12 protein-coding genes and 1 pseudogene are annotated in these 15,285 nt (G+C 64.0%); 10 read left to right on the top strand and 3 right to left on the bottom strand.

The annotated features are described in order from the left end of the window. Positions 1 to 644: 644 nt before the first annotated feature. Positions 645 to 914, bottom strand: coding sequence for a hypothetical protein (locus FHT02_RS16275; RefSeq protein ID WP_184090066.1), 270 nt, complete (start codon positions 912 to 914; stop codon positions 645 to 647). Positions 915 to 1,008: 94 nt separating this feature from the next. On the opposite strand from FHT02_RS16275, the pseudogene FHT02_RS22275 reads away from it, so the two are divergent. Beyond that, positions 1,009 to 1,385 (top strand): annotated as a pseudogene (locus FHT02_RS22275) (transposase); the annotation flags it as partial. 400 nt (positions 1,386 to 1,785) lie between these two features. Here FHT02_RS22275 and galU read toward each other — a convergent pair. Continuing rightward, positions 1,786 to 2,646, bottom strand: coding sequence for a UTP--glucose-1-phosphate uridylyltransferase GalU (galU, locus tag FHT02_RS16285; protein ID WP_184090070.1), 861 nt, complete (start codon positions 2,644 to 2,646; stop codon positions 1,786 to 1,788). A gap of 729 nt (positions 2,647 to 3,375) precedes the next feature. On the opposite strand from galU, the gene FHT02_RS16290 reads away from it, so the two are divergent. The 9 genes from FHT02_RS16290 to FHT02_RS16330 all read left to right on the top strand — a co-directional run bounded on the left by FHT02_RS16290 (position 3,376) and on the right by FHT02_RS16330 (position 14,757). Beyond that, positions 3,376 to 3,558, top strand: a complete 183-nt coding sequence (locus FHT02_RS16290) for a methyl-accepting chemotaxis domain-containing protein (RefSeq protein WP_184090073.1) — start codon at positions 3,376 to 3,378, stop codon at positions 3,556 to 3,558. A 1,295-nt stretch (positions 3,559 to 4,853) separates the two neighbouring features. Further along, entirely contained in the window at positions 4,854 to 5,723 is an 870-nt protein-coding gene (locus tag FHT02_RS16295; RefSeq protein ID WP_184090076.1) for a TorF family putative porin, read from the top strand. A 120-nt stretch (positions 5,724 to 5,843) separates the two neighbouring features. Continuing rightward, the gene (kdpF, locus tag FHT02_RS16300) at positions 5,844 to 5,933 is read left to right on the top strand and encodes a K(+)-transporting ATPase subunit F (RefSeq protein ID WP_184090079.1); all 90 of its coding nucleotides are present in this window, start codon (positions 5,844 to 5,846) and stop codon (positions 5,931 to 5,933) included. Positions 5,934 to 5,946: 13 nt separating this feature from the next. After that, positions 5,947 to 7,650, top strand: coding sequence for a potassium-transporting ATPase subunit KdpA (gene kdpA, locus FHT02_RS16305; RefSeq protein WP_184090082.1), 1,704 nt, complete (start codon positions 5,947 to 5,949; stop codon positions 7,648 to 7,650). An 11-nt stretch (positions 7,651 to 7,661) separates the two neighbouring features. After that, positions 7,662 to 9,698 carry a potassium-transporting ATPase subunit KdpB gene (gene kdpB / locus FHT02_RS16310; protein ID WP_184090085.1) on the top strand — a complete coding sequence of 679 codons (2,037 nt, stop codon included), beginning with the start codon at positions 7,662 to 7,664 and terminating at the stop codon, positions 9,696 to 9,698. Positions 9,699 to 9,710: 12 nt separating this feature from the next. Further along, positions 9,711 to 10,283, top strand: coding sequence for a potassium-transporting ATPase subunit KdpC (kdpC, locus tag FHT02_RS16315; RefSeq protein WP_184090088.1), 573 nt, complete (start codon positions 9,711 to 9,713; stop codon positions 10,281 to 10,283). After that, positions 10,283 to 12,958 carry a sensor histidine kinase gene (locus tag FHT02_RS16320; RefSeq protein WP_184090091.1) on the top strand — a complete coding sequence of 892 codons (2,676 nt, stop codon included), beginning with the start codon at positions 10,283 to 10,285 and terminating at the stop codon, positions 12,956 to 12,958. The genes kdpC and FHT02_RS16320 overlap by 1 nt, the downstream gene beginning before the upstream one ends. Further along, positions 12,958 to 13,644: a response regulator transcription factor gene (locus FHT02_RS16325; RefSeq protein ID WP_184090094.1), complete on the top strand. Its 687-nt coding sequence runs from the start codon at positions 12,958 to 12,960 to the stop codon at positions 13,642 to 13,644. Before FHT02_RS16320 ends, FHT02_RS16325 begins: the two co-directional genes overlap by 1 nt. A gap of 282 nt (positions 13,645 to 13,926) precedes the next feature. Next, positions 13,927 to 14,757: an alpha/beta fold hydrolase gene (locus FHT02_RS16330; RefSeq protein ID WP_184090097.1), complete on the top strand. Its 831-nt coding sequence runs from the start codon at positions 13,927 to 13,929 to the stop codon at positions 14,755 to 14,757. A gap of 60 nt (positions 14,758 to 14,817) precedes the next feature. On the opposite strand, the gene FHT02_RS16335 is transcribed toward FHT02_RS16330, so the two are convergent. Beyond that, a partial coding sequence (locus FHT02_RS16335) for a GlxA family transcriptional regulator (RefSeq protein ID WP_184090099.1) occupies positions 14,818 to 15,285 on the bottom strand: 468 nt, incomplete at its 5' end.

Consider the following 15,285-nt stretch of genomic DNA (forward strand, 5'->3'; position numbering starts at 1 on the left):
AACCCTAGGGCCCGGCGGCCTCACCCCCTCCCGCACGAAACGGCGTTGATTCAGCGGGACGAGAACGAACTATGTCGGTCGGCCTTAGAAGGTAGATCGAAGCTATAATTGGCCCAGTTGAGAACATTAGCGGCCACGATCGCTCTCTTGCTGTGCTATGCGACATGTGCTGCGGGCCGTGGACGCCGAGCGCACGTGGCTAGTCCACCCTGGTCGATGCGAGCATGAATTAAGACCTGGCGAAACCCTGTCAGGCTGCCACTGGCACATGTGGGGTCGCAGCACTTGCCGCTGCGAACACGTGACTCGGCGCTGTCAGGCTCTTGAAGGAGGAGAAGCTTACGTCGATGAATCCCGCGACTGCAATGGATCTCGATTAAGACGACCGCGCCGAGGCTGAGGAACTTGCATCTTTGAGCATCGAAGCCGACAATATTGTTCCCTGCATCGGCACTAGTTTACAACTTCGAAGTTCGAGCAAAAAGTTCGGTTCACGATAGTAAGCGCACACCCTCCGTTGCGTGCCACGCAGAGTGGCTTACTTGATTTGATGATCGCTTGTGGAAACTTTCGAGGGGCGCGGTGGGCGGGCTGAAGGTGGGAAGGGCGCAGTGGGAGTCTCCAAGTGCGATCCCCTCTCAGGGTCACGACCCGTTGAGGTGCGTGGCGCGCTGTAATGAAGGCTTCGTAAGAAGATGGTGGATGAGCGGCCGATACTGGCTGACGGACTGGCAGCTGGAGCGGCTGCGGCCGTTCTTCATGCAGAGCGGGTGGTGTTCGAGGCCGGGCCGCTCACTGTCTGGTTCTTTCAGAAGTTCGGCCTTATAATTCCGCCTGTCATTGGCACCAGGTTCGAGCACAAAGTGGGAGATCTGCTCGTCGGCGACGTCGAGCTGGCCCAGATTACGGGCCACCGCTTGAAGCGTAGCGGGCAGTACGACTTCGCGCTGCGGAGATCGGACGCAAGCTGCTGGCCGACGCATGACGCAGCGAGGCTGCCGGTTGTTTATGAACTTTCCCGGGGCCCGCGTCGTGACTGCGACTTTCTTCATAACCCCTCTCGAGGACTGGACGAACTTCAAACATACGCGGTCAATGGGTGCTTGGGTCGGGCTGACAACGCGGCGATACCAAGCCGGCCAGGCCGACTATGATGGGCATATCCTCCGACACGGTTACAGCAATCTGCGCGGGCTGCTCTAAGTGGCAGCGACCGTGCTGCTCGCCCGTAGCAAGTCAGAATGCGATCTGCGCAGTTGGGGCTGCGGCTGCGCGAGCGCTTCGGCTTCAAACGCGCAGCGATTGCCGTCGCGCTCAAGCTCGCCGTCATCATGCACTCGATGCTGAGCACCGACGAGCCGCTTAGAGGAACGCAAGCTCCAGCCTGCTACCCAGCTCGTCAGCGCCGCAACGCGCGCGAGACGTACTGCAGGCAGCTAGGCGGGCTCCTCCTGCGCCATTCGTTGCCCCCCTTGGCTAAGCGCTTTCTAAGTGCGTCATGAACATTGGAAGAGCCGCCCGCGGAGCCCTATTATGCGTCGGCACATGCCGATGCTCCAACGGCAACTCATAAAATCCCTCGCAGCCGACGCTATCAGACGACGTACGACAGCATCTGAGTGCCGCTTTAGATCCGTTGAACGGCATCGTTGGGCGCTTAGCTGCAACCCTACATTCCGGAGCAGGTGGCGCGGCTGCCTCATGGATCATCAATGCTTGGTAAGCGTTGATGGCCCGTTACAGGCATGTCATGCGTTAGCATGAGCTACTGGGCGCTCGTGAGCGCTAAACCGTCTCCAGAAAAGCTTTCACCGAGGGCCCAATATCGGCCCGCTCCAGCGCAACTGCGATGGTCGCCTGGACAAACCCGGCTTTGTCGCCGCAGTCGTAGCGCGTGCCCGCGAAGGTCACCCCACGGAACGCCTGCTCGCCTATCATCTCCGCCATCGCGTCGGTAAGCTGGATCTCGCCTCCTGCACCGACCCTCTGCCCTTCGAGTATACGCATTACGTCAGGCTGAAGGATGTAGCGGCCGATGACAGACAGGTTTGACGGCGCCGTACCCAAGCGCGGCTTCTCAACTAGGCCTTTCACTTCAGTAAGCGCGCCGTCGCGCTCACCAGGCGTGATAATGCCGTAGCGATGAGTCTGATCGTCAGGAACCTCCTCGGCGCAGATCAGATTCCCGCCCTTGCGATTGTAGACTTCGACCATCTGCTTAAGACAACCCGGCTTTCCGACCATGAAATCGTCTGCAAGCAGAACTGCGAACGGTTCGTCACCAACGATGTCGCGTGCACACCAGACGGCGTGGCCGAGGCCCAATGGCTCCTGCTGACGGACATACGCGACGGCGCCGGGCTTGAGCCGGGTACCATCAAGTATGTCGAGCGGTTTGCCCCGCGAGGTCATCGTGGTCTCAAGCTCGAAGGCGATGTCGAAATGGTCCTCGATCGCGGACTTCCCGCGCCCTGTAACGAAGATCATTTGCTCGATTCCTGCCTCCAGCGCCTCCTCAACTGCGTACTGGATCAGCGGGCGGTCAACGACGGGGAGCATCTCCTTTGGAAGCGCCTTGGTGGCCGGCAAAAATCGCGTGCCTAGGCCCCCTACCGGAAACACAGCTTTGCGCAGCGGCTTGATCATGGATGCTCCTTCTCACTCTCGCGCCATTTGCCGGTTCGGCGCCGCGCAATCAAGTGGATGATGATCTTGCTTGCACCCTGAATAAATGCGCCGGTTGACGCTCCTTCGGATGCGAGCGATGACGCGGAGTGTGACGCACGTTGTCGGATGCTGTCATCTGTCCAGCCTGGATGAGCAGAGCCATGATGAGCCATTTTGGAAAGGGTTCGTTGCAGCTTTCCTCGCTTGGGCCCCGCTCTGCTATTCACTGCTCTTTGGGCCCGCCTTGCCGCCTGTTGAGCTATACGCTCCTTCTGTCCGCTTGCGTCCCTGACGCCTCTGGCTGCTGCCGGGCTTTGGGTCGAGGCAGCAGCCAGAGCTCTGTGATCCTCTTGTCGCGTCAGCAGCGCCCAGACCATGCGCGCCATCTTGTCGGTGAGCGCGACCGGGACGAGCATGGGGGGCTTGACTTGAAATCTTCGCTCCAGCCACGATCCAACAGGCGCGCCGTGGCGATACGCCTGCCGTTTCAACGAGCTGCCGCCGATGAAGAGCCGCCTCGCAACGGTGCGCGGTCCCATCTTAGAGTTGCTGCCTAGGCGCTCCTTGCGACCGGTTGAGCTCTCCCGCGGGGCAAGCCCCGCCGAGCGGCAACGTCTCGGCTCTGGCGAACGTCTCCCACAGGCGGAGCCAGTGCGATGATTGAAGTGGCGGCGATCGAGCCGATCGGGTGGGTGAGCGCGCCGAGGCTTGGCCGCCGTCGCAGGCGAGATTAAATCCTTAGCGGGAGACGCGGCGCGGGCAAGCGAGCGCATAGCAGGCCTGCTCACCGGCATCCGCGACAGCGTCGAGCGCGTCTGCGAGGACATCGAGCGGACTGGCGAGGCGGTTCGCGACATTTCCGAGGCGGCGGCCGGCATCCCAGGCGGTTGATGACGGGCGCGGCTTTTCAAGCATTATCGAAGCGAGCGCGATCCGCGCCGAGGAGAGTGCTGACCGCATCGAGCAGCAAGCCGGACGAGTGGCCTTCTCCATTGTCGCGGCTATTTCGCTGTCAACGCAGGTCCGTCAGAGTGCGACCGAACTGTTCGTTGGCGTGCGTGATTTTCGCCAATCGACGGAGCAGTTCGTCGGGCACCTTGGCGGTTAAAGGATTATGTCCTTTGTGGCGAGTGCAGCGACGCCGCGCCGGGCCATGTCACGGTTGTGGGCGATTGGGGAGGTCAGAGCCGGAGTGTTGGGACACAATCAGGCATTCGCACATACCTGCGGGCGTGTGTGTCAGAAATCTCGTCCAGAACGCGAGCTTTCGGATTGGCAACTTGCCTCGGCTACGGTCGCCGTTGTGCCGACGACGGACTTCTAAACGCCTACCTTCCATTGTCGCGATAGTTACTGACTTCAGGACGTCCCGTATATATCGCTCTTTCTCAACGCCGGCAATCACTGACGATTTGGCTCCTTGAAGTGCTTCGTCCATGGTAGCCTTGTCGCGCAATACGTAGCATACAGGAAGAGGGCAGGATTTCTCCTGCCCTTGGTTGTTCTCACCTTCGTCCGTCTATGCTCCATTACGTTGCCGGACGTTCACTTTCTGATGGTGTTGTTTGATCCTGGCCGCAAACTGATCCGGCGCTTTTGGGCACTAACACCACCATAAGCAGCATGAGCTTTTCAGGATCGGAACCAACGACCCCGGAGTTGCAACGCACTTGCCCAAACACGATAAAACGATAACGTTACAATAACGGTTAACTACGCTGGCCACGGTTGGTTCCGGCTACTTTGTCGGCTTTAGAGAAGGCGCGGGTGTATGCCACGCACTCAATCAACGTAGGCTTGGCAACCGGTCAGGTCCTTAGGACAGATGTCGGCCTCAAGCTGCGCCGTGTAGCGAAAGTGCTGACTTCCGAGCGTCTCGTATGTCGCTGATTTTGCGACAGTGACATGCCTGAATTTGGATGCATAAGGTCGCTCAATTGATATCCGGGATGTCTAGCTTTCGTCTGCTGAACTTCGAGTTGGAGCGGAGCGGCACCCTAAATTCTACGGCGCAACTCGACCAGCATGTCGATGTCGCATTGCGACACGCCGAAAAAGGGCGAAGTATATGCGCGCTATATGCGATTCACCTGAATCGATCTCGAATTGCTACGAGCCATGGGCCTAATCGCTGACCCACGAAGGCTTCTCCAATCATGGATTGAAGCCACTCCGCAGGATTGAAAATGAAGCTTTTCCGGTCGACCACGGCGCTCGCGCTTCTCGCGCTGCCGGGTCTCGCACAGGCGCAGTCGACGTCCGAGGACAACCCCCCGCCCGAGAGCGTGCAGCCAGCTGTGACCGTCAGCGGTGCGGCCTCGATCGCGTCGGACTATCGCTTCCGCGGCGTCTCCCAGTCCGACCAGGAGATGGCGGTGCAGGGCGGGATCACCGTTGCGCACGACAGCGGCTTCTATGTCGGGGCGTGGGGCTCGAACCTCGCGGGTTGGGGCACGTTCGGCGGCGCCAACATGGAGCTCGACCTGATCGGCGGCTACAAGGCGCAGCTTGCCGACAATGCGACGCTGGACGTCGGGCTCACCTGGTACATGTACCCCGGCGGCTCGGACAAGACCGACTTCGCCGAGCCCTATGTCAAGCTGACCGGCACCGCCGGGCCGACGGCGCTGACCGCAGGCGTGGCGTACGCGCCCAAGCAGGAGGCGCTCGGCCGCTGGTACAACACCGGCACCGATGCCGCAGCTGGCGTCTACAATAACCCCGGCGCCATGGACGACAACCTCTATCTGTGGGGTGATGCCGCAGCCGGGATCGCGGGCACGCCGTTCACCGCCAAGGCGCATATCGGCCACAGCTCCGCCCAGGACGGGCTCGGCCCCAACGCCACCGCCCTCGCGCCGACCGGCGAGTATTGGGACTGGTCGCTGGGTGCGGACGCGACCTGGCGCAACCTGACCTTCAACGTCTCGTACGTCGACACCGACATTTCGAGCCGTGAGGCCACCTATCTGCGGCCGAGCTTCAGCAAGGGCCAGGACGGCAGCGGCAACATTGCCGGCGGCACCGTGGTCGCCTCGCTCACCGCGGCCTTCTGAGGGAAGCAAGCTGATGGAAGACCTGCTCTGGATCCTCGTTCTGGTCGGGCTGGTGGCGGCGACGCTCGCCTATGTCCGGCTGTGCGACAATGCTTGAACTTTGGCCATGAGGTGAATGCGATGATCCTCGACCTCTGGCTCGCCGCGATCACCGCGCTCGGGCTCCTTGTCTATCTGGTGGCGGTGCTGATCCGCCCCGAACGCTTCTGAAGGAGGCGGATCCATGACATCCCAGGGCTGGTTCCTGATCCTCGGCTTTGTTGCCATCCTGCTCGCACTGACCAAGCCTGTCGGCGCGTGGCTGTTCGCACTGTACCAGGGGCGGCGCACGCCGCTCCACCTCGTGCTCGGGCCAGTCGAGCGCGGCTTCTACGCGCTCGCTGGCATCGATCCCAATCAGGAACAGGGGTGGCGCCGCTATGCGCTGCACATGCTGCTGTTCAACACGGCGCTCCTGGCCTTCACCTATGCAGTGCTGCGCCTGCAGGGCGTGCTGCCGGGCAATCCGCAGGGGCTGGCGGGGCTGTCGCCCCATTTGGCGTTCAATACCGCGATCAGCTTCACCACCAACACCAACTGGCAGAGTTATGGCGGGGAATCGACCATGTCGAACCTCAGCCAGATGCTGGGCCTCACCATCCACAACTTCCTGTCGGCCGCGACCGGCATCGCCCTCGCGTTCGCGCTGTTCCGCGGCTTTGCGCGTCGTGAGGTCAAGGCGATCGGCAACTTCTGGGCCGACGTCACGCGCATCACGCTCTACCTGCTGCTGCCGGCCTGCATCGTCTGCACGCTGTTCCTGATCGGAAGCGGCGTGCCGCAGACGCTGGCAGGCGTGGTCAACGTCACCACGCTGGAGGGCGCTTCGCAGTCGATCCTGCTCGGGCCGGTCGCTTCGCAGGAAGCGATCAAGATGCTCGGCACCAACGGTGGCGGCTTCTTCAACGCCAACTCCGCGCATCCGTTCGAGAACCCGACCGCGCTCACCAACCTGGTGCAGATGCTGTCGATCTTCGTGATCGGCTTCGGCCTCACCTGGACGTTCGGCAAGGCGGTGGGCAACACCCGCCAGGGCTGGGCGATCCTGTCGGCAATGGTGATCCTGTTCCTTGCCGGTGTCACCGTCACCTATGCCCAAGAAGCCGCAGGCAACCCGGTGCTGCACCAGCTGGGTGTCGCGAGCGGCAACATGGAGGGCAAGGAAGTCCGCTTCGGCATTGCCGCCAGCGCGCTCTTCTCGGTCGTCACCACCGCGGCTTCGTGCGGCGCCGTCAATTCGATGCACGACAGCTTCACGGCGCTCGGCGGCATGATCCCGCTGTTCAACATGCAGTTGAGTGAGGTCGTGATCGGCGGCGTCGGTGCCGGCATCTACGGCTTCCTGCTGTTCGCAATCCTAGCGGTGTTCGTCGCCGGACTGATGGTCGGTCGCACGCCCGAATACGTCGGCAAGAAGATCGAAAGTCGCGAGGTGAAGCTTGCCGTGCTCGCCATCGCCGTGCTGCCGCTGATGATCCTGAGCCTCACCGCGTTGTCGAGCTTGATGGAGCAGGGGCTGGCCGGACCACTTAACAAGGGCCCGCATGGCTTTTCGGAGATCCTCTACGCCTTCACGTCGGCGGTCGCGAACAACGGTTCGGCCTTTGCGGGCCTGACCGCCAACACCCCCTGGTACAATGGGCTACTGGGCGTCGCGATGTGGGCCGGCCGCTTCTTCCTCATCGTGCCGATGCTGGCGATCGCCGGTGGCCTTGCTGCCAAGAAGCGCACGCCAGAGAGCGCCGGCTCCTTTCCAACCACGGGCGGCCTGTGGGTCGGCCTGCTCGTCGGCATCGTGCTGATCGTCGGCGGCCTCACCTTTCTGCCAGGCCTCGCGCTTGGTCCCATCGCCGATCATCTCGCGATGATCCGCGGCCAAACCTTCTGACGGGGGCCGAAATGGCAAACACCCAAGGCAAGAGCCTGTTCACGGCCGACCTCGTCGTGCCCGCGTTCAAGGCATCGTTCGTCAAGCTCAACCCTGCGGAGCTGATCCGCAATCCTGTTATGTTTGTCACCGCGGTCGTCGCGGCGCTAATGACCGTCCTGCTCGTGATCGGCCAGGACGATCTTTCCACGGGCTTTAAACTGCAGCTGGCGGTGTGGCTCTGGCTGACCGTCCTGTTCGGCACCTTCGCCGAGGCGCTGGCGGAAGGGCGCGGCAAGGCGCAGGCCGCGTCGCTTCGCGCCGCCAAGGCGGATCTCACCGCCAAGCGGCTGAAGGGCGACGGCCGTCAATATGACAATGTTCCCGCCAGCGCACTCAGGGTCGGCGACATCGTGCTGGTCGAGAGCAACGACCTTATCCCGTCGGACGGCGAAGTGGTCTCGGGCGTGGCGTCGGTCAACGAAGCGGCGATCACCGGCGAAAGCGCGCCGGTGATCCGCGAGGCCGGCGGCGACCGCTCGGCGGTGACCGCGGGCACGCGCGTCATCTCCGACGAGATTCGCGTCAAGGTGACGGTGGAGCCCGGCAAGGGTTTCCTCGACCGCATGATCGCACTGGTCGAAGGTGCCGAGCGCCAGAAGACGCCCAACGAGATCGCGCTGACGCTGCTGCTTGTCGGCCTCACGATCATCTTCCTGATCGCGGTGGGCACCATTCCGGGCTTCGCCAGCTATGCCGGCGGCTCGATCCCCGTAGCGATCCTGGCGGCGCTGCTCATCACGCTGATCCCGACGACCATTGCCGCGCTGCTCTCGGCGATCGGCATTGCGGGCATGGACCGGCTGGTGCGCTTCAACGTGCTCGCCAAGTCTGGCCGCGCGGTCGAAGCCGCGGGCGACATCGACGTGCTGCTGCTCGACAAGACCGGCACCATCACCGTCGGCGACCGCGCCGCGAGCGAGTTCCGCGCGGTCAACGGCGTCAACATCCGGGAGCTGGCGGAAGCAGCTCTGGTCGCCAGCCTTGCCGACGAGACACCCGAAGGCCGCTCGGTGGTGGTGCTGGCGCGCGAGAAGTTCGGCGTCACCCGGAGCGAACTCCCGGCTGGTGCCGAGATCATCCCCTTCACCGCCCAGACCCGCGTCTCGGGCGTGAAGGTCGGGGGCACGCTGATCCAGAAGGGCGCCGTGGACTCGATCCTGCGCGCCAATCCGGGCGTGGGCGAAATGGCGGCGGCGACCGAACTGCGCCGCATCACTGACGAGATCGCCCGCGCCGGCGGCACGCCGCTGGCCGTGGCGCAGGATGGCCGCCTGCTCGGCGCCATCTTCCTCAAGGACGTGGTCAAGGCCGGCATCCGCGAACGCTTCGGCGAGCTGCGCGCCATGGGCATTCGCACGGTGATGATCACCGGCGACAATCCGCTGACTGCCGCTGCCATCGCGGCCGAGGCGGGCGTCGACGACTTCCTCGCCCAGGCGACCCCGGAGGACAAGCTGGACCTGATCCGCAAGGAGAAGACTGGCGGCAAGCTGGTCGCGATGTGCGGCGACGGCACCAACGACGCACCGGCGCTGGCCCAGGCCGACGTGGGCGTGGCGATGAACACCGGCACCCAGGCGGCGCGCGAAGCCGGCAACATGGTCGACCTCGACAGCGATCCGACCAAGCTGATCGAGGTGGTGGGTCTCGGCAAGCAGCTGCTGATGACCCGCGGTGCGCTCACCACCTTCTCGGTGGCGAACGACGTGGCTAAATATTTCGCCATCATCCCGGCGATGTTCGTGACGCTCTACCCCAGCCTTGGCGTGCTCAACGTGATGGGCCTCGGCTCGCCTGAATCGGCGATCCTGTCGGCAATCATGTTCAATGCGATCATCATCCCGATGCTGGTGCCGCTCGCGCTTCGCGGCGTGGCCTACAAGCCGATGGGTGCGGGGCCGCTGCTCGCCCGCAACCTCGCCATCTATGGCCTGGGCGGCCTCATCGCCCCGTTCGTTTGCATCAAGATCATTGATCTTGTCGTCGGCGGGCTCGGTCTCGCGTAAAGGAACTCGGATATGGGCAATGACTTCACCTCGGCACTGCGCCCCGCGATCGTCATGACGATCCTGTTCGCCGTGCTTCTTGGTCTCGCCTATCCGCTGGCGATGACTGGCGTCGGGCAGGCGCTGTTCCCCGCACAAGCCAACGGCAGCCTGGTGCGCGACGCCTCGGGCACGGTGATAGGTTCGACCGTCGTCGGTCAGGCCTTCACCTCGGACCGCTATTTCCAGACCCGTCCTTCGGCGGCCGGCCACGGCTATGACGGGCTCGCTTCCTCGGGCTCGAACCTCGGGCCGACCGCCCAGGCGCTGGTCGATCGCGTCAAGTCGGACATCGAGAAGCGCCGCGCCGAAGGGGTGACGGACCTGGTTCCGGCTGACCTGGCCACCGCCAGCGGATCGGGCCTCGACCCGGACCTTTCGCTGGCGGCAGCGCTAGCTCAGGCGGCGCGGGTCGCACGTGTCCGCGGGTTGCCTGAGGCCCGCGTGCGGGCGCTGGTCACCCACCATCTTGAGGGCTCGATCTTCGGCGAGCCGCACGTCAACGTCCTCGCGCTCAACCGCGCGCTGGACGCATCTGGGCGCTGATGCCGGCTTCCGGCGACGCGCGACCCGATCCCGACGCCCTTCTGCGCCACGCCGCGCAGGAGGGCAGGGGCCGGCTGAAGATCTTCCTCGGCGCGGCCCCCGGCGTCGGCAAGACCTATGAAATGCTGTCGGAGGGCATGTCGCGCAAGCGCGACGGCAGTGACGTGGTCGTCGGCGTGGTGGAAACCCACGGGCGCGCAGAGACCGAGGCGCTGATCAGGGGGCATGATATCGTCGCGCGGCGGGTCGTTCCCTATGAGGGCCGCAACCTGCACGAGATGGACTTGGACGCCGTCCTTCAGCGCAATCCTCGCCTCGTGCTGGTCGACGAACTCGCCCACACCAATGCGCCGGGCAGCCGCCATCCAAAACGCTATCAGGATGTCGAGGAGCTGCTCGACGCCGGCATTGACGTCTATTCGACGATCAACATCCAGCACGTCGAGAGCCTCAACGACATCGTCGCGAGCTTCACCCGCATCCGCGTGCGCGAGACGGTGCCCGACCGCATCCTGGAATCAGCCGAGATCGAGGTGGTGGACATACCGCCCGACGAGCTCATCGAGCGGCTGAAGGCGGGCAAAGTTTATCTGCCGCAAGAGGCAACACGCGCGCTCAGCCATTTCTTTTCCAAGTCCAATCTGTCGGCGCTTCGGGAACTAGCGCTGCGCCGGGCCGCCCAAGCGGTTGACGTGCAGATGCTCGAGCATGTGCGGGCGACCGGTCTGGGTGGCACCTGGGCCGGCAGCGATCGCATCGTCGTCGCGGTGTCCGAACTGCCCGGCGCCGATGGTCTGGTCCGCGCGGCCAAGCGGGTTGCAGACGCGCTGCGCGGTCCCTGGACGGCGCTGTTCATCGAGACGCCGCGTACCGCCGGCTTCAGCGACGTCCAGCACCAGCGCATCGCCGCCACCATGACGCTGGCGACTCAACTCGGCGGCACGATCGCAACCGTGCCTGCGACCTCTGTGGTCGACGGGATCCAATCCTTCGTCACCGATGCCCGTGCGACCCAGCTGGTGGTCGGCAAGTCCAAGCGGTCGCGCTGGTTCGAGCTTCGCCACGGCTCGGTAGTCGACCGGCTGGTGCGCGGAACTCCGGGAGTGACGGTGCACGTTGTCCCCGTCGAGGGGGAGGCGGCAAAGGGCGAGTGGGTCAGGCAGCGCAGCCGCGGCTGGGGCGCACCGAGCGGCTATGCCCTGACGCTGGCCGGCATCGGAGGGGTGACCGCGCTTGCCAGCGCATTGTTCCACGTTCTCAACCTCGGCAATGTCGCGCTGCTCTACCTGCTGCCGGTGATGGTCGCGGCGAGCTTGTATGGCCTGCGAACCGGGCTGTTCGCCGGCCTCGCCTCAAGCCTCGCGTACAACTTCTTCTTCCTGCCGCCGGTCGGCACCCTGAGTGTCGCCAATCCGGAAAATCTGATCTCCGTCATTATGCTGCTCGGGGTGGCGTTCGCGACCAGCCAGCTGACCTCGCGGGTGCGCGCGCAGGCGGACCTCGCCGCCGCGAGCGCGCGAACCAACGCCACGCTCGCGGGTTTTCTGCGCCAGGTGACCAGCGTCAACGAGACGGACCAAGCGGCGCAGATGATCTGCGACGACGTGAAGCGCCTGTTCGGCGTGCAGGTCGTGCTGCTGGCGCCTTGCGTCGGCACTGGCCTGGAGATCGAGGCGGCGAGCGATCCTGGATACCGGCTCGACACCATGGACCAGGCGGCGGCGACCTGGGCATTCGACACCGGCACGGCCACCGGCAAGGGATCGGGAACGCTGGCCGCGTCCGAATGGCTGTTCCAGCCGCTCAAGGCGGGTGACCGGGTGCTTGCGGTGCTGGGCGTCGCCCGCGACGCCGGAGGGGACCCGATCCGGGCGGACCAGCTACCCCTGCTCGCTGGCCTGACCGACCAGGCGGCGCTGGTGCTGGAACGGCTGCGACTGCAGGCGGAGATGCGCGACGTCGACGTGGTGCGGACTCGCGACCGGCTCCGCGCCGCCTTGCTCTCGTCGGTCAGCCATGACCTGCGCACGCCGCTCACCGCCGTGATCGCAGCGGCCAACGAGCTGGACCATGGCGCCACCCCAGCGCTGATCGGGACGATCAAGGGGGAGGCGGCTCGTCTCAACCGCTTTGTCGCGAATCTGCTCGACATGGCGCGGGTGGAGGCGGGGGCGCTGAGGCTGAACATCGAGGCGGTCGACCTCAGCGACGCGGTGACAAGCGCCTCGCATGACGCGCGGCGCGCGCTGGAGGGGCATGAGCTGCGGCTGGACGTGCCGCCCGACCTGCCGCTGGTTCGAGCCGATCCGCAGCTGCTCCACCATTGCCTGCTCAACCTGCTCGACAATGCCGGCCGCTATGGCGATCCCGGCACGGAAATCGTGATCGAGGGCCGGCACCGCTATGGCGAGATCCGGCTGGCGGTGCTCGACAATGGCCCCGGGCTCCCGCCGGGACATGAGGCAGAAGTGTTCGAGACCTTCCGCCGCCTGGAAGGCTCCGACCGCGCGATCGGCGGCACCGGCCTTGGCCTCGCCATCGTAAAGGCGTTTGCCGAGGCGATGGGAATGGCGGTCGAGGCAGGCAATCGCGCTGAGGGCCAGGGTGCCACCTTCGCGCTCGTCTTTCCTTCCCCTCTCATCGTGCGCGACGTCGCACCGGAAAGTGTCACCTGATGCCTGCCAAGATCCTCGTCGTCGATGATGAGGTCGCGATCCGCCGCCTGCTTCGCAACACCCTGGAGCGCGCCGGCTATGACATTGTGGAGGCGGGAAACGCACGCGACGCGCTTGCCGTAGCGGCGGCGCAGCTTCCGAGCGCGATCCTGCTCGATCTCGGCCTGCCAGATCGCGACGGGCTGGCGATGATCCCGCTTCTGCGCCGAAACGCCGACACCATTGTGCTGGTCGTGTCCGCGCGTGATGCGACCGACGAGAAGGTGGCGGCGCTGGACCTCGGCGCCGACGATTTTGTGACTAAGCCATTCGATACCGACGAGTTGCTGGCACGGCTGCGCGTCGCGCTGCGCCATCGCGGCCTTTCGGGGACGACTTCCAAGGTCGTCTGCAAGGGCGATCTGACGATCGATATCGACAAGCGCCTAGTGTGTCGTGGTGGCGAGGAACTCCATCTCACCCGCAAGGAGCATGATGTGCTGGCCGTGCTCGCCCGCCATATCGGCCGGGTGGTCACACACGAGCGTATCATCGCCGCCGCCTGGGGCGGCGACGAAGATCCCCGCATCGAGTACCTTCGCATCGTGGTCCGCAACCTGCGGCAGAAGCTGGAGGCGCCTGGGCCCATTGGCAGCGTGATCGCCAATGAACTCGGCATTGGGTATCGCCTGAGGGCAGATACCTGAGGCGACCGTCGCCGCCGGCCATCGCTTCCCCCTCGCGGAAGTCCTGACTATCGAACGTCGCGCATATCGCTGCTTCTGCGACACACGCAGGCTCGAGGCGACTGCGAACGGCAGCCTTGCGTCCGCCGACAAGATGCCGCTGCCCGTGCTCGTATGAGCGAGTTCATATCTTGTCAGTTGTGCCGCGCTTTGTGTCACTTCTGCCAAGCGCAGGCTCAGAGCGAATCCCCTAGAGCACTTCCAGCAACGGCGTTCCTGCCGAGCGAACAGAGGAGATAGCTCATGGCGACGATCACCACCCAGGACGGCACCAGCATTTTCTACAAAGATTGGGGCAGCAAGGAAGCGCAGCCGATCGTGTTTCACCATGGCTGGCCCTTGTCCGCTGATGATTGGGACAACCAGATGCTGTTCTTCGCGAGTGAGGGCTACCGCGTCATCGCGCATGATCGCCGCGGGCATGGACGCTCCAGCCAGACGGATATTGGTAACGAGATGGATACCTATGCCTCCGATGTTATCGAATTGGCTGAAGCTCTCGACCTTCGTAATGCAGTTCATATCGGCCACTCGACCGGTGGCGGCGAAGTCGCTCGCTATGTTGCCCGATCTGCGCCAGACCGTGTTGCCAAGGCAGTGCTCCTGGGTGCCGTTCCTCCGATGATGATGCGCGGCGAGAACAGTCCTCAGGGCCTGCCACCAGAGCTTTTCGATGGGTTCCGCGCGTCGCTCATCGCCAATCGTGCCGAGTTTTACCGCGAGATCGCATCCGGCCCCTTCTACGGGTACAATCGGGAAGGGGCACAGGTAAGCCAGGGTCTAATCGACAATTGGTCGCGCCAGGGCCTGATGGGCGGCGCCAAGGCACAGTATGACTGCATCACCGCTTTCTCGGCGACGGACTTCACTGAGGACCTCAAGGCAATCGATGTGCCGGTCCTGGTGATGCACGGCACTGACGATCAGTTGGTTCCCTTCGAGAACCACGCACCACGCGCCGTGGAGTTGCTCAAGAACGGATCGCTCAAGGCGTACGACGGCCTGTCGCATGGAATGGCGGCGACACACCCCACCATCATCAACGCTGATCTGCTCGCCTTCGTTCGAAGCTAATTGCAACCGAGGGCGGGCTCCGGCCCGCTCTTTCTGCACTGCGCGGCAGGCGCCTTCCGCCTACGCCGCCACGCCGAACCGGCGGCGATACTCAGCGGGCGCCAATCCCGTGACGCGTTGGAAGAGCTTACGGAACGCCGAAGGGTCACCATAGCCAACTTGCCAAGCGATCTGCTCGATCGGCCGTCGCGTCAGTTCGAGTGCCTCGCGAGCCTTCGCTATCCGTATCTGCTGCGCATATTCCGTAGGTCTGAGTCCTGTCGCCTTTTTGAAGCGGCGTAGGAAAGTTCGCTCCTCCATACCCGCGCGGCCGGCAAGCATAGGCACGCCGTGATCCTTGGCTCCTGTCGCCTGCAGCCAGTGCTGAATCGCAAGGATGGTAGTGTCCCCATGATCTAGCTTGGGTACAAACTGCCCATAGGGCTGCTGCGCACGACCAGGTGGATCAACCAGGAAGAAGCGCGCAGTTGCGAGCATCACGCTTGGGCCGAGCAGTCGTCCGACAAGCGTGAGGCCGAGGTCGGTCCA

The organism is Sphingomonas xinjiangensis (assembly GCF_014199255.1).
In the GTDB taxonomy this organism is placed as follows: domain Bacteria; phylum Pseudomonadota; class Alphaproteobacteria; order Sphingomonadales; family Sphingomonadaceae; genus Sphingomonas; species Sphingomonas xinjiangensis.

Bases quoted from the DNA above. Each gene is read 5' to 3' on its own strand.
- galU (WP_184090070.1), bottom strand. From the start codon at position 2,646: ATGATCAAGCCGCTGCGCAAAGCTGTGTTTCCGGTAGGGGGCCTAGGC.
- FHT02_RS16330 (WP_184090097.1), top strand. From the start codon at position 13,927: ATGGCGACGATCACCACCCAGGACGGCACCAGCATTTTCTACAAAGAT.
- FHT02_RS16295 (WP_184090076.1), top strand. From the start codon at position 4,854: ATGAAGCTTTTCCGGTCGACCACGGCGCTCGCGCTTCTCGCGCTGCCG.
- kdpA (WP_184090082.1), top strand. From the start codon at position 5,947: ATGACATCCCAGGGCTGGTTCCTGATCCTCGGCTTTGTTGCCATCCTG.
- kdpF (WP_184090079.1), top strand. From the start codon at position 5,844: ATGATCCTCGACCTCTGGCTCGCCGCGATCACCGCGCTCGGGCTCCTT.
- kdpB (WP_184090085.1), top strand. From the start codon at position 7,662: ATGGCAAACACCCAAGGCAAGAGCCTGTTCACGGCCGACCTCGTCGTG.
- kdpC (WP_184090088.1), top strand. From the start codon at position 9,711: ATGGGCAATGACTTCACCTCGGCACTGCGCCCCGCGATCGTCATGACG.
- FHT02_RS16320 (WP_184090091.1), top strand. From the start codon at position 10,283: ATGCCGGCTTCCGGCGACGCGCGACCCGATCCCGACGCCCTTCTGCGC.
- FHT02_RS16325 (WP_184090094.1), top strand. From the start codon at position 12,958: ATGCCTGCCAAGATCCTCGTCGTCGATGATGAGGTCGCGATCCGCCGC.